This is a genomic window from Streptomyces aurantiacus JA 4570 (genome assembly GCF_000414115.1).
GTDB classification, from domain to species: Bacteria; Actinomycetota; Actinomycetes; order Streptomycetales; family Streptomycetaceae; genus Streptomyces; species Streptomyces aurantiacus_A.
Map to the genome: position 1 here is coordinate 72277 of NZ_AOPZ01000316.1, position 12857 is coordinate 85133.

At 69.4% G+C, this 12857-nt stretch carries 12 protein-coding genes; 8 read left to right on the forward strand and 4 right to left on the reverse strand.

The window, feature by feature from the left end; translation table 11 throughout:
* Positions 1-70 precede the first annotated feature (70 nt).
* The gene (locus tag STRAU_RS27725) at positions 71-1078 is read left to right on the forward strand and encodes an ArsR/SmtB family transcription factor (RefSeq protein WP_037662294.1); all 1008 of its coding nucleotides are present in this window, start codon (positions 71-73) and stop codon (positions 1076-1078) included.
* A gap of 68 nt (positions 1079-1146) precedes the next feature.
* On the opposite strand, the gene STRAU_RS27730 is transcribed toward STRAU_RS27725, so the two are convergent.
* Positions 1147-2763, reverse strand: coding sequence for a GMC oxidoreductase (locus STRAU_RS27730; protein ID WP_106968066.1), 1617 nt, complete (start codon positions 2761-2763; stop codon positions 1147-1149).
* Between the two features lie 100 nt (positions 2764-2863).
* Here STRAU_RS27730 and STRAU_RS27735 point away from each other — a divergent pair, with 100 nt between their 5' ends.
* The 4 genes from STRAU_RS27735 to STRAU_RS27750 all read left to right on the forward strand — a co-directional run bounded on the left by STRAU_RS27735 (position 2864) and on the right by STRAU_RS27750 (position 5929).
* Complete coding sequence (locus tag STRAU_RS27735) at positions 2864-3850, forward strand: trypsin-like serine protease (RefSeq protein WP_016643724.1); 987 nt, start codon at positions 2864-2866, stop codon at positions 3848-3850.
* Positions 3851-3890: 40 nt separating this feature from the next.
* Positions 3891-4646 (forward strand): PIG-L deacetylase family protein, encoded by a 756-nt coding sequence (locus STRAU_RS27740; protein ID WP_016643725.1) that lies wholly within the window; start codon positions 3891-3893, stop codon positions 4644-4646.
* 217 nt (positions 4647-4863) lie between these two features.
* A complete protein-coding gene (locus tag STRAU_RS27745) occupies positions 4864-5355 on the forward strand; it encodes a DinB family protein (protein ID WP_037662296.1) in 492 nt (163 codons plus the stop codon).
* 142 nt (positions 5356-5497) lie between these two features.
* Positions 5498-5929 carry a VOC family protein gene (locus STRAU_RS27750; protein WP_016643727.1) on the forward strand — a complete coding sequence of 144 codons (432 nt, stop codon included), beginning with the start codon at positions 5498-5500 and terminating at the stop codon, positions 5927-5929.
* An 82-nt stretch (positions 5930-6011) separates the two neighbouring features.
* Here the strand turns inward: STRAU_RS27750 and STRAU_RS27755 are convergent, their stop codons facing one another.
* Positions 6012-6437 carry a DUF6299 family protein gene (locus STRAU_RS27755; protein ID WP_037662298.1) on the reverse strand — a complete coding sequence of 142 codons (426 nt, stop codon included), beginning with the start codon at positions 6435-6437 and terminating at the stop codon, positions 6012-6014.
* 403 nt (positions 6438-6840) lie between these two features.
* On the opposite strand from STRAU_RS27755, the gene STRAU_RS27760 reads away from it, so the two are divergent.
* The 3 genes from STRAU_RS27760 (at position 6841) to STRAU_RS27770 (ending at position 9760) form a co-directional block, all read left to right on the forward strand.
* Complete coding sequence (locus STRAU_RS27760; RefSeq protein WP_016643729.1) at positions 6841-7074, forward strand: DUF1963 domain-containing protein; 234 nt, start codon at positions 6841-6843, stop codon at positions 7072-7074.
* A 283-nt stretch (positions 7075-7357) separates the two neighbouring features.
* Positions 7358-8563 carry a helix-turn-helix domain-containing protein gene (locus tag STRAU_RS27765; protein ID WP_259299998.1) on the forward strand — a complete coding sequence of 402 codons (1206 nt, stop codon included), beginning with the start codon at positions 7358-7360 and terminating at the stop codon, positions 8561-8563.
* A gap of 213 nt (positions 8564-8776) precedes the next feature.
* Positions 8777-9760: an AraC family transcriptional regulator gene (locus STRAU_RS27770; RefSeq protein ID WP_158692137.1), complete on the forward strand. Its 984-nt coding sequence runs from the start codon at positions 8777-8779 to the stop codon at positions 9758-9760.
* Positions 9761-10072: 312 nt separating this feature from the next.
* Here STRAU_RS27770 and STRAU_RS27775 read toward each other — a convergent pair whose 3' ends face one another.
* Positions 10073-10495: a hypothetical protein gene (locus tag STRAU_RS27775; RefSeq protein WP_052029313.1), complete on the reverse strand. Its 423-nt coding sequence runs from the start codon at positions 10493-10495 to the stop codon at positions 10073-10075.
* A gap of 514 nt (positions 10496-11009) precedes the next feature.
* Complete coding sequence (locus STRAU_RS44490) at positions 11010-12719, reverse strand: dihydroxyacetone kinase subunit DhaK (RefSeq protein ID WP_016643733.1); 1710 nt, start codon at positions 12717-12719, stop codon at positions 11010-11012.
* Between the last annotated feature and the right edge of the window lie 138 nt (positions 12720-12857).

Below are 12857 nucleotides of genomic sequence, written 5' to 3' on the forward strand. Positions count from 1 at the left end.
GGCCTTAACGTCGAAGCGCGGAGCAAACGATTCGAGAGTTCTCACACAGTCGTCCTGCGCTGGGGGTGCAGTGCTACGCATCGACCTGCCTGCCGCGCAGCTGGCCGGCGTACGGTTCGCCCTCTCGCCTGCTGTCGAGGTGACATCCGCCGTGCTCGCCGGGGCCCTCCCGCCCGCGCGCAGCCGTCTGGGCCGCGAAACCAGACGGGTGCTGAGGGAGCATCGGCTCGGCCACTTGGCGGCGCTGTGCAACGGGTACTCCGCCTACCTCCCCGAGTTCCTCACCCCCCGCCCGCCCTCCTACGCGCCAGGCGTGCACGAGCAACTGCACCAGATCGCCACAGCGCCCACCGGCCAGATCCGCCAGGAGATGACGGCGTTCTTCAGCGGTGGCCGGTGGCGCCAACACCGCTGTCCCTGGCTGCCGCCCGCAGAGTTGCAGGAAGTCAGCGATGCCGTACGCCGGCGCCTGGAGGTGGAGGAACGCGATCTCGCAGAACGGCTCGCCAAAGAACTCGACCGGTTCTGGCAGCACGCCGTCGCCCCGCGGTGGGCGGCTCTGGAGCGTGCGCTGGAGTCGGACATCACCCGCCAGTCCCAGATCATCGCCCGGCACGGAGTGGGCGCTGTCTTCTCCAGCCTGCACCCCTCTCTGAGCTGGGAGCAGGAGGCATTGGAGATCGACACCCGCTACGAGGGACATGTCACCGGTACGCCCACGGTGTTACTGGTGCCGTCGGCGTTCACCGGAAGACTGGCACTGTGTGCTCCCCTCCAAGAGGGCGACAGTCTCCTCATCTACCCCGTCCGCGTCATGGACCCCGCAGAGCCCGACGGCCATTCATTGGCGGACGTCATCGGCCACACCCGTCTGGCGTTGCTGCACCATTTGAATAAGCCCCGCACCACCGCAGAACTCGCACAACTGCACCACCTGACCGCCAGCACAGTCTCCTACCACCTCACCCGCTTGCACGGCGCAGGTCTTGCCATCCGGCAGCGCAAAGGACGCAGCGTCCTCTACCAGCGATCACCCGCGGCCAACGCCCTTCTCAGCCGCTCCGAGACCTTCGGCTAGGCAACTCCGCTGGAACGGTGGGTCGTTGGGTCTGAGGGCCCGGCCGCCCATGCCACCCGCGCCGCTGCTCACAGATCGGTCGTGATGATCTTCTCGATGTTCCGCTCGGCGAGCGCCGTGATGGTGACGAACGGGTTGACGCTGGTGTTGCCGGGAATCAGCGCGCCGTCGATGACGTAGAGGCCCGGATGGCCGTACAGACGGCCGTAGTTGTCGGTGGCCTTGTCGAGGACCGCGCCGCCGAGCGGGTGGTACGTGAGGTGATCTCCCCAGATCTTGTACGTGCCGAAGAGGTCGGTGCGGTAGATCGTCCCCTCCTTGGCGTTGATCTTGTCGAAGATCGTCTTGGCGGCGTCGATCGACGGCTGCTTCCACGCGGTCTGCCAGTTCAGTTCGACCCGCCCCGTCGCCGCGTTCCAGGAGAACTGGGCGCGGTGCGGGTTCCTGGTGATCGACAGATAGAACGAGGCGTACGTCTCGATCCCGGTCGGCAGCGGCGCCACCTCGGCGAACGCGCCGCCCGCGGCCCAGTTGTCGATGCCCGCCGTGGGGATGGAGGACTGGAGCTTTCCGGTCGCGTCCCACATGTGGTTGGCGCGCCCGCACATGACGTTGCCGTTGTCGCCCCAGCCCTTGCCGACCTCGCCGTTGAGGCGGGGGAGCGCACCGGTCGCCTTCAACCTGACCAGGAGCTTGCTGGTGCCGACGCTGCCCGCGGCGAAGAACACCTTGTCGGCCGTCATGGCCTTGGTGGCGGTGGTGTCACCGCTGGTGTTGATCTGCTCGACCGTGACCGTGTAGCCGCCCCCGGTCGCCGGGGCAACCGAAGTGACCTTGTGCAGCGGCGAGATGGTGACTCGGCCGGTGGCCTTGGCGCGGGCGAGGTAGGTCTGCTGCAGCGACTTCTTGCCGTGGTTGTTGCCGTAGAGGATCTCGCCCGCAAGGGCCGACTTGGTGGCGGTGCCCGCGGCTTCTCGCTTCATGTAGTCCCAGTCGTACACATCGGGCACGAAGACGAAGGGGAAGCCGGAGCGCTGCGCGTGTTTGCGGCCGACCCGGGCGTACCGATAACACTCGGCCGTCTCGAACCAGGCGGGGTCGATGGTGCTCACTCCGAGGCCCGCGTTGGCGCGCGGGTAGTACGTCCCGTACATCTCGGCCGCGTCGACCGAGGGCAGCACGGCGGCGAAGTTCTCGCGCCTCGGCGTGACCGCCATGCCGCCGTTCACCAGTGAGCCGCCGCCCACGCCCCGGCCCTGGTAGACGATGATGCCGCCGAACTCCTCGGCGTCCAGGATCCCGGTGTGGCGGGGGACGTCCTTGTCGAGCGGGAAGCCGAGGAAGTTGCTGAGGGGCTGCTTGGTCCTGGTGCGCAGCCAGTAGGAACGGACGTCAGGGCTCGTGGTGTTGGCGAAGATCTTGCCGTCGGAGCCCGGAGTGTCCCAGGCCATGCCCATCTCGACCATGTGCACATCCACGCCCGCCTCGGCGAGCCGCAGAGCGGCGACGGAGCCGCCGTATCCCGTGCCGATCACCAGGGCGGGCACGCGGACGGCGTCGATCGCCCGGGCCGGGAGCGCCTGTGAGGCAAGTGCGAGGGAGCCCAGAATAGAACTCGTTCCAGCAAGAAATCTTCGACGTGACGGGCCATCAGGTGGCGCATTGCGCAGGAGTGTAGCACTCATGTGACCTTCCTCACGTTTGGCTTGATTGAAACGTGTTCTACTGCTGTCCGCTTGGGAAGTCACGGCATACCTGAAAGTAACTTCTGTCCGACCTTGTGCCGTGTGGTCGGCGACGATCCGGATCGCCCACCGGGCGATGGAACTCCCGTTCCGTGGAGGGAAGTACGCGGACATCTTCGAGACGGCTCCGGACCGCGAGGAGAACCGCGTCAAGATCACCACGCGGACGGTGAGCGATGAGCTCGTGTCGTCGCTCGCCGACGCGTTCGGAGCCGATTCCATCAGCGTGGTGCACGCTCCCGAAGCGCCACAGGACGCGCTGTTCCGCGGCAGTCGAATCGACGACAGGTCCCCGTTCTGGGGCGGCGCGCAGATCATCACCCCGAAGGGCGGGGACTGCAGCAGCGGCTTGCCCTGGGTGGCGGGGGACGTCTCCATGATGCTGACAGCCGCGCACTGCGTCCCCAATGGTGGCTCGGTCACCACTCGTCACGACGTCATGGGCTACGTGGTCGAAGGGATGCGAGAGAACTGGGACGGCAACGGTGCCCGTCGCGGTACCGAGCGGTTCCCGAACGACGACGAGTACCGCGGCGATCTCGCGCTCGTGGAGATGCCCGACGGTGAGGACGCCACCGTGCCCAAGTTCAGCGAAGGCATGGTCTACGGCGTCGGCAACACCGAAGGCCGCCGTATTCGCGGTGTGTTCAGCCGACCGGCGCAGCGGGGTGACGAGTTCTGCACCGGCGGGTTCAAGACCACTGAGGTCTGCGGCTGGACAACCGGGTACACCCGGGTCAACCGGTTCATCAATGACAATGTGTTCGGAACCATCGCGATGGTGCGCGGCGTCAACACCGCCACCAAACGCGGACAGTGCTCAAAGCGTGGGGACTCCGGCGGCCCCGCGTACATCGTGAACAGCGACGGAAGCATCAACGCCAAGGGCATCATCAGCGGTGGCAGCGGCGGCGGAAGTGACCAGTGGGCCGGGCGGTTCGAGCTCTGCACTCTGTTGTGGACCGATGTGTACCAGGCCCTGGAATCGCCGTTGCCCGGCACCCTTCGGACGGCCGCGACCGGGTAGTAGCACGGTCACCGGCCGGTACGGAAAGGCGATGTGACGCATGACCTTGCCGAGCCTCCTCGCGGTGTTCGCGCATCCGGACGACGAGTCTCTTGCGGCGGGCGGAGTGCTGGCCCGGCACGCGGCCGGGGGAGCTCGCACCGCGGTCGTCACGGCGACCTGGGCACCGGAGACCCGGCGCGCGGCGGAGTTGGCCGACGCGCTGCGGGTTCTCGGCGCCGAGGGACCGCGGCTGCTCGGCTACGCCGATGCCCGGGCGCCACAGTCGGCGCCGGGCAGCCCTCGCTTCGTGGACGCGCCACTGGATGAGGTGGTCCATCGGCTGGTCGTGCACATCCGGCAGTTCTGCCCGGACATCGTCGTCACGCACGATGCCTATGGAAACCTGACCGGGCACCCGGACCACCTCCACGCCCACCGGGTGACCACGCTCGCCGTCCAGGCCGCCGCGCTGGACCAGCTCTACCCGGACGCCGGCGCCCCCTGGCGGCCGAGCTCCCTCTACCTGGCCACACACCCGCACTCCGCCGCGCGGGTGTTGGGCCAGAGCCTCGTCCGTCAGGACACGACGCTGTACAGCGTCCCGGACGAGTCGGTCACCGTGACGGTCGACGTCGGCCCCTGGCTCGAGCAGAAGATCAGCGCCATCCTGGCGCATCGCAGCGAGGTGGAGCGGGGGGCCCTGCCGGGACGGCTCGCGAGCCTTGCACCCGCCGAGCGGGCGAGGCTGCTGTCCACCGAGTGGTACGTCCGCCACGACCCGCACGCCACGGAGCCCGCTCGAACGGACCTCTGACCGGGACCACCGAAAACTCCCAGCACGCCCTCCACCCAGGCACCACGTGGGGCCAGCTTGCCGAAACAGCAAGGACCGGCCCCGCTTCGCGGTACGTCGGCTGAGAATGACCACACGGAAACCGCGCGGAAGGAATGCAGCCCGTCGGCCACGGCCTGTAAAGCTGCCGCCGGACCGTGTGATGCCGCCCCGGCAAGCACCACACAAGGAGAACGCGATGCCCCCCTCCTCCCGCCGCAAGGACACCCCTCCGCCCCGCACCGCGAACAGCGAAGCCGACGTCCTGCGCGGATTCCTCGACTATCTGCGTGCCTCGATCGCCACGAAGGTCGACGGAGCCGCGGAGCCTCAGGTCCGGACATCGGCAGTGCCGTCGGGGACGACCCTGCTCGGCCTGCTCAACCATCTGATCGCCGTGGAGAAGGCGACATTTCTCGGCGAACGGGCGACCGACTGGCAAGCGACATTCCAACCTGCGCCTGAGGACAGCGTCGCCGACGTCGTCGCCCGCTACCGCGCAACCGTCGACCGCGCGAACAAGGTTCTCGACGAATGCACCGACCTCGGCGCACCTCTCCACCGGCCGGGGCCTTCAGGTGCCTCGCCGAGCGTCCGCTGGGCGCTCACCCACATGATCGAGGAAACCGGCCGCCACGCAGGCCACGCGGACATCCTCCGCGAACTCATCGACGGCACCACGGGTCGCTGACCGCAGCGACCCACGGCCCGGCCTCGTCGTACCGCGGTGCCAGGCGCAGTGTCGGCAGACGTCACCATGTCAATATGCGGACACCGGGTCTGGGCGTGCCGCCCCGACCTCCGTTCCTGTCATCTCTCAGGAAGGCAGTGCCGTGACCGTTCTCGACTCTCCGATTCCGCGGTTCCACCTGGCCGTGCCGGTCGACGACCTGGATGCCGCGCGCCGTTTCTACGGCGACGTCCTGGGCCTCGACCAAGGCCGCAGTGCGGACACCTGGGTGGACTGGAACCTGCACGGCCACCAGTTCGTCACCCACCTCGCGCCGGAGCGCGCGCAGCGCATACACAACCCGGTCGACGGCCACGACGTTCCCGTACCGCACTTCGGTCTGATCCTCGCGATCCCGGAGTTCCACAAGCTCGCAGAGCGGCTTCGCGCGGCGAACACCGAGTTCGTCATCGAGCCCTACGTGCGCTTCGAGGGGCAGCCGGGCGAGCAGTGGACGATGTTCCTCCTCGACCCGGCCGGCAACGCCCTGGAGTTCAAGGCGTTCGCCGACGACTCCCAGGTCTTCGCCACCTGACCGGCGAAGGCCCCCAGTGGCTGACCGCCGGGGGCCGCACCGCCGCACCGCACCGCCGCCGCGGAGGGGCAGGCAAACACTCTCATCCCTTGCTGAGGGCGACGTCCTGGCGCTGGGCGGCGTGGAAGAAGGGCAGCGGCAGGCCCTTGGTGAGGCGCAGCTCCATGAGGGTCGCCTCTACGTTGGCTTTGCCGGGCTTGACGGAGTTGGACGGGGCCTTGCCGGTGTTCTCCCAGCGGTGCTCGGCGCCGTCGCACAGGGCTTGGCTGCTGCCGATGGATCGCCTGGTGTCGAGGCGGCTCTGGCTGATCGAGGAGGTGATGAACACCGGTCCGGCGGCACGCGTGCAGCGGTAGGTGCCGGAGAGGGTGACGGTGCCGTCCTCGGCGACCTTGCCGGTGGGGTCGACGGTGATGCTCTCGCCGGGAGCGGCGGCGGCCGGGCCTGGGGCCGCGCACAGCAAGGCGGCAGCGCAGAGCGCAGTGGTGAGGGCGGGGCGCACGGGCATGGAATACCTCCGGTTCTCAGGGGTGGAGGTTTCCACTGATACTGGACAGTCGCGGATCCGGGCGTGACCGCCACTCCTTTCGCGGCGCGTCGCTCTCCGGGGGTCGCCCGCATGCCCGTGTCCGCGGCCGCCGGTGGGGGTCGTTTCCAGGAGCCCGGCTCGAACAGCGGCGAACACCGCTGTGTCGGCGGGGAGGACCGGCCGAGGACACCCACCACCTTGCCCAGGACCGGAACACCACGTGTCGACGGGGGGACAGGGAGCGGGACTGCGGGATGTTGAACGGCTGCGGAACACCCCCGCGACCGCGGGGTGTTCCGGCCGAGAGCCTTGTCATTCTCGGTGGCGACGTGTCTGCAGGTAACCGTGGGCGCGGTGCGGCAGCAGACGGCGGTGGCGGAGCGTGCGGCCGCACGACCCCGTCCACTACGCCCGTGATCCCGAAGACGCCGGTCCCTCCGCGCAGGACGTTACGGCTCACGGAGAGGACGCCGACGACTGGGCTCTCCTGGCCAGCTGGAGGTGCGGCGAGGACGTCACGGAACTGGACTCCGGCGTGGCCCACTGGGTGGTCCGCCGCCGGGACGTGGCGGCCCGGCGCTTCGACAGGGTCCACCGCTACGTCGAAATGGCCTGAGAGCCCATCCTTGAACTGCTGTTGATCCCGTACACGCGCCACGGTGGAGGACCTCGTACGCAGAGGGCTCTCCGTTCGCAGTGGCCCGGCAGCGGGTTTTGGAGCCTGTCTTTGAACCCCCGCCTGCGCCCGACGCCCGGCACGCACTTCCCCAAGTTTCGACTCCGCTCAGCAGGGCTCCGCTAAGCCGCTGCGCCCGCGCTCCGCCTCGGCGGCTGAGGAGGATCGAGAGGGCGCGTAGGGGACTCTGCGGAGCAGGGTGTCGAGGCGCACGATGTGTGGCATGGCGGACGCGTTCTCGTTCGGTAAGCGGGTGCGGTTCTATCGGAAGCGTCGAGGTCTTCGTCAGTGGGAACTGGGAGCGCTGCTGGATCGCTCGGAGGACTGGGTGTACCGGGTGGAGGCTGGTCGGATCCCGGTGAACAGCGTCAAGATGCTGGCGGATCTGGCGCAGGCCCTGCGTGTTGCCGTGGTGGACCTGCAGGGGGCCCCGGTGCTTTTGGAGGACCGCAGAGGCCACCCGGGCAGTGTGAGCGCTATTCGGTCGGCTCTCATGCACTCCCGGCATCTGGCCGGTGCCCTTTACGCGGGCCGGGAGCCGCCGCGGCTGGAGCGCTTGGGCGTGGAGGTCGATGCCGCCTGGGGGCTGTTTCAGGCGTCCGCGTATGGGCGGCTGGCTGAACGCCTGCCGGCTCTGCTGGCCGATGCACGGCTGGCCACCCACGAGCATGCGGCGGGACGGGAGCGGGTTGAGGCGCTCAGGCTCTTCGCCGTGACCTGTCACGTCACGGCGGTCCTGCTGCGCAGCCTGGGTGAGACCAGCCTTGCCTGGACGGCCGCGGATCAGGGGGACGTCGCCGCGAGCGATTCCGGGGATCCGGCCGTGATCCTTGCGCTGCGCCGGTGCGTCGCACATGTCCAGTTGGGGGCCGGCATGGCCGCGGATGCCGTGGACGTCGTGTTGCATGCCGCCGATGGCCTGCCGCGTACCTGGTCGGGTTCGTCGCCTACAGCACTGTCCCTGTACGGAACGCTGTGCCTCAACGGAGCGGTCGCGGCGGCTCGCCTGCCTGACCGGTCCCTGGCCGGTGACCTGATGGCGCAGGCCCGGCGGGCAGCCGACCAGTTGGGCGCCGACGCCAACGAGATGTGGACCTCCTTCGGCCCGGCAAACGTGGAGTGTCATCGCCTGGCGCTGGCGCTCGAGTTCGAGGATGTGCAGCTGGCCGTGGATTTGGCGCCCCGAGTGCCGCTGGGCAGAGACCTGCCGGTGGAGCGGCGGGCGCGGGCCCGCCTCGATGTCGCTCGGGCCTACGGGGCGGCCGGCAGGACGGATGAGGCGGCAGACCAACTGAAGCGGGCCTTCAGAGCAGCCCCCGAACAGATGCGGGCCCATGGGCTCGCCCGTGAGCTGGCGCGTCGCCTGCACCGACAGAGCGCGCGCCGGGATGTCCGCGAGCTCGCTCTGGCGCTCGGCGTGCTCACATGACCGGCACCTTCGGAAAGTTGAAAACAGACCCGGAAAATTCCTCCGGGTCCGGCCTGTCCTTGCCCTCTACTGTCCTCCCTTCCAAGCCCGCTCACATCAGGGAAGGACAGCCGACAAGTGGACGGCCGTTCCTCACATGCGTGCACGCACGCGAAGAGCCCGTTCGACCGTACAGAGCAGAAGCGTGGGGGGATGAGAGTGATGCTGCTGCACGTGTTTGACAGCCAAGGCCATCCGGCGGTGGACCGAGTCGAAGCCTGGCGTGCCGTCACGGCGAGCGCGCTGATCCCCAATGAGTTCAGCGTCGAGCGCGCATCCGACTTTCACGCGTCGTTACGGGCCGCGGAGATGGGTGCTGTCCAAGTGACCGCCATGACGTACGCGTCCATGAAGACGCGTCGTACGCCACGGCTGATCCGGCGGTCCGACCCCGAGATGTACGCGGTGGGCCTCATCCTGCAAGGCCGGCAGGGCATCCTCCAGGAGCGATGCGAAGCGGCGTGCCAGGCGGGCGATCTGGTGGTGTACTCGACCTCGCATCCCTTCGAAACCGTGGTGGACGCCCAGTGCGGCCCGGCAGCTTCTGTGGTCGCGCAGATCCCGCGAGCCCAGGTGCCGCTGTCGCCGGACCGCCTGGACCGCGTGCTCGCTTCCCGGATCCCGGGGCGACAGGGGGTGGGGCGAGTGCTCGCGAGCTTCCTCACCACCGTGGCCACGGACACCGGCCCGTACCGGCCCGCCGACGCCGGGCGCCTTGGCCACGTCCTCACGGACTTGATCACCGCATGGCTCTGCCACGTCATCGACACCGAGGGCGGGCCGGCGGGCGAGACGGGACACCGTGTGCGGGTCCTGGAGATCCAGGACTTCATCCGCAGGCACCTCGGCGACGCCGAACTGACCCCTGGCAGCGTCGCGGCCGCTCATCACATCTCGCTGCGCGGCCTGCACCGCCTTTTCCGGCATCACGCGCACGGGGTCACCGTCGCCTCCTACGTCAAGGGGCAACGCCTCGAACGCGCCCGCCGCGACCTGGCCGACCCGAGCCTGGCCGCACGGCCCGTCCACGCCATAGCGGCCCGCTGGGGCTTTGGCCGTCCTGCCGACTTCACCCGCGCCTTCCGTGCCGCCTACGGCACGACCCCCACCGAGTACCGGCACACCTTCCTGCGCGCGGTTCCTGGCACTCAGCGCTAAGCGGCAGGCACCCACCGCGCCTCTCCCGGCGCCGTCACGCGAGAAGGATGTGGAACAGCGGTCGACGGGGTCGAGGCAACTCCGTCGGCATCAGCGCAGGCGCGAAGCGCCGTGCCGGAGCTGGCGCTGAATGAGCTGTCCATCCCGCTCAGCCCGCCCGCACAGGCACTGAGAACCGGCTGCCCCGCTCCGGCTCCGCACGCCTCCGTGCCTTTCGGGCACGGAGGCGTGCGGGCATTGCCCAGCGGACGGGACTCTGAAGACACGGGCTGTAACCAGGTGGCCCTCTGTCCCTCATTGCGCCTCAGGGCTTCAGTAGTCGATCAGGCCCGCGGCGCGGCTCGTTCCTTTGAACTGCAAGAAGAACTTGGTGCCATCAAGCACGTTATCGGCGGCTAGCCCCCAGCGGTCGGCCGCCAGCCACCGCCAGCCGTTGCAGTTCCAGCCCGCTCCCCTCTTGAAGCAGGTCCTCACCTCGCGGCGGCTGTCCAGCTTGAGGTTGATGTCCTTGCACCTGGGAGTGGTGGTTGCGTAGGTTCCCCTGGCGGGCCAGAACGCGGGGTCGTTGGGGCCGGTACCCGGCCAACTGGTGAAACGCGGCGCGTTCTGCGTGCAGTCTCGCGCTGCGCTGATGGGCGTGTCCGAGGCTGCAGCCGGCCCTGCCGTCGCGGCGGTGATGCCGCTTCCGAGCAGCAAGGCAGATGCCGCTAACGATGCGATCTTGAGCTTTTGCAACGTGTTCCCCCTGTCTCATCACGGGTGATGCGGTCAACACAGCAAGCTGCGGACAGAGCCACTCGTATAGTGTCCCGCGGTCGTATGGCCCTCCACTCCCAACGCGATAGCGGGTAGACCAGGACGGTATGCGGTGGTGGATCATCCAACGAGCGCTCAGCCGAGGCTGTGACCAGAATCTTCCCCGGCCGTGGTGGGCGTGGGGATAGCACTGCGCGCCAGCTGCTTAGCCCTGGGCGCCAGGATGTGCTCGTGCAGATACCTCCTGCATCCTGGACGGTGTTCGCATCACCGGATGGCGCTGGCCCCAGCCGACAATGGAGCCGACTGGCCCGGGCACGACATCTCCTACGCCCATCACCCGGGGCTGGTCTTCGCCGACCCATCAGCACACCTCCGCAACGACGCGCCACGCGCGGAGTCGCCCTGCAAGACAGCATGATCAAGGGATCGAGGACGGGTTCTGAATCGCGAGCCGGAGGCGGTCACCTCTTCACGGCCGCCCGGCCACCGGTCAGTGCGCCGTGATGTATCCAGGGGCCGGCAGGCGGGTGGCCGTGGACGGCTCGTACACATCGGCCAGCGCGGTGTAGAGGAGGGCAACCGCCAGCGCACCGGGATCGGGAACGCCCAGGGCGTGATCGCCGACGTAGCTCGCCCGGCCGCGCCGGGCCCGCAGCGACGCGGTGGCCAGAGCGCCCCGGACGGCTGCTTCCGCGGCGCAGGTGAAGGGAGCCTCGGCGGCTTCCGGGGGCGGGGAGGCGAGCGTGTCGGCGGTGGCGGCGAGGGCGTCGACGAGGGTGCAGTCGCCGGGGGCCGCGCCGCCGACCCGTTGAATCGCGGCGAGCGCCGCACCGGTGGCATCGGCCAGCGCGGTCAGGGACGGCGGCTGGCCGTCGGCCGGCGAGACCGCGGCCAAGTGCTGGAAGAGCAGCCCGAACAGCGGGCCGCTGGTGCCGCCCACTTCGTTGAGGAAGACGTCGGCCAGTGCGGCGGTCCCCTCGACGCCGGTCTCGTCCGCGCGGCGACCGGCGCGTCGCACGCCGCCGGCGAGGTTGTCGCCGAAGTCGCCGTCACCGACGAGCTGGTCCAGCTTGGTGAGGTTGTCGCGGACCTGGGTGACGATCAGCGCGTAGCGGTCGAGCACCGCACGGCTGCCCTGTCGGTCATCGGCGAGGGGCGGGGTGGCCACCGGCGCCGGAGAGGGCGCGCCGGAGTCCACGGCGATGACGTGCTTCGGGAAACTGAGCGGGGTGTCGGTGGGTGCGGCCCACAGGTCCGTCCAGCCTTCCTCGAGCCGCGTCAGGGTGAGCGAGAAGCCGGCCATGTCCAGGGCGGAGGTGTAGGTGCCGGGGACGACGAGGGCGGTCCGGACGCCGCGCTCGCCGAGTGCGTCCACCAGCAGAGCGCTGATGGAGTGGAGTTCCAGGCTGGTGGTGGCACCCAGGCCGTTGACGAGGGCGAGCACCTCGTCGGGGCCGGGAGGAAGCGCGGCGAGGAGTTCGTCCGTCATCTGTCGTACGAGTGTGCCGACCGGCGGGCGGACCATGGTGCGGATGCCGCGTTCGCCGTGGATGCCGACGCCGTAGTCGAGGATTCCGGCGGGCAGGTCGAAGGCGGGTTCCCCGGTGGTCGGCGACGTCTGCGCGCGGGCGGCGACCGCGAGGCTGCGTGACCGGGACACGATCCGGGAGCCGAGAGCGGCGAGTTCCTCCAGTGTCGCGCCGCGGTCCGCGGCGGCGCCGAGCAGCTTCTCCACCACCACGGTGGCCGCGGTGCCGCGGCGGCCGGTCGCACTGTCCGCGATGTCGGTGGCGAGGTCGTCGTCGACCAGGACCGTCGCCACGGGGATGCCGTCGTGGCGCAGGCGTTCCACCGCGATCTGGAAGTTGATGACGTCGCCGGTGTAGTTCTTCACGATGAGCAGGACACCGTCCCGCTTGGCGGTCGCCAGGCTCGCCTCGTAGATCTGCCGGTTGTGCGGGGAGGCGAAGACCTGTCCCGGACACACCGCGTCGAGGCCGCCACGGCCGAGCAGGCCGGTGTGGAGCGGCTCGTGACCGGACCCGCCGCCCGACACGAGAGCCACACGCCGGCCGGGGTGGGGCGAGCGCGCGGTGAGGTAGAGCGGGGCGTCGTGCACCGCGATCGCTTCCGGGTGGGTCACGGCGAGGCCCCGGGCCGCGGTCAGCACCGGGTCCGTCTCGGGCAGGAAGTAGGTCATCGAAAAGAACCTCCAAGGGCGTGCGGGCAGGGCGCATGCGGAACACATGGGCGACGTGGTGGCCGCCCGGCCCGGCGCCGCTGCGGCCCACACCATGACCGCCGACGACGGGCCACCACCGGAACCGTGTGGTTCCGG

Bases quoted from the DNA above. Each gene is read 5' to 3' on its own strand.
- STRAU_RS27730 (WP_106968066.1), bottom strand. From the start codon at position 2,763: ATGAGTGCTACACTCCTGCGCAATGCGCCACCTGATGGCCCGTCACGT.
- STRAU_RS27740 (WP_016643725.1), top strand. From the start codon at position 3,891: ATGACCTTGCCGAGCCTCCTCGCGGTGTTCGCGCATCCGGACGACGAG.
- STRAU_RS27745 (WP_037662296.1), top strand. From the start codon at position 4,864: ATGCCCCCCTCCTCCCGCCGCAAGGACACCCCTCCGCCCCGCACCGCG.
- STRAU_RS27755 (WP_037662298.1), bottom strand. From the start codon at position 6,437: ATGCCCGTGCGCCCCGCCCTCACCACTGCGCTCTGCGCTGCCGCCTTG.
- STRAU_RS27765 (WP_259299998.1), top strand. From the start codon at position 7,358: ATGGCGGACGCGTTCTCGTTCGGTAAGCGGGTGCGGTTCTATCGGAAG.
- STRAU_RS44490 (WP_016643733.1), bottom strand. From the start codon at position 12,719: ATGACCTACTTCCTGCCCGAGACGGACCCGGTGCTGACCGCGGCCCGG.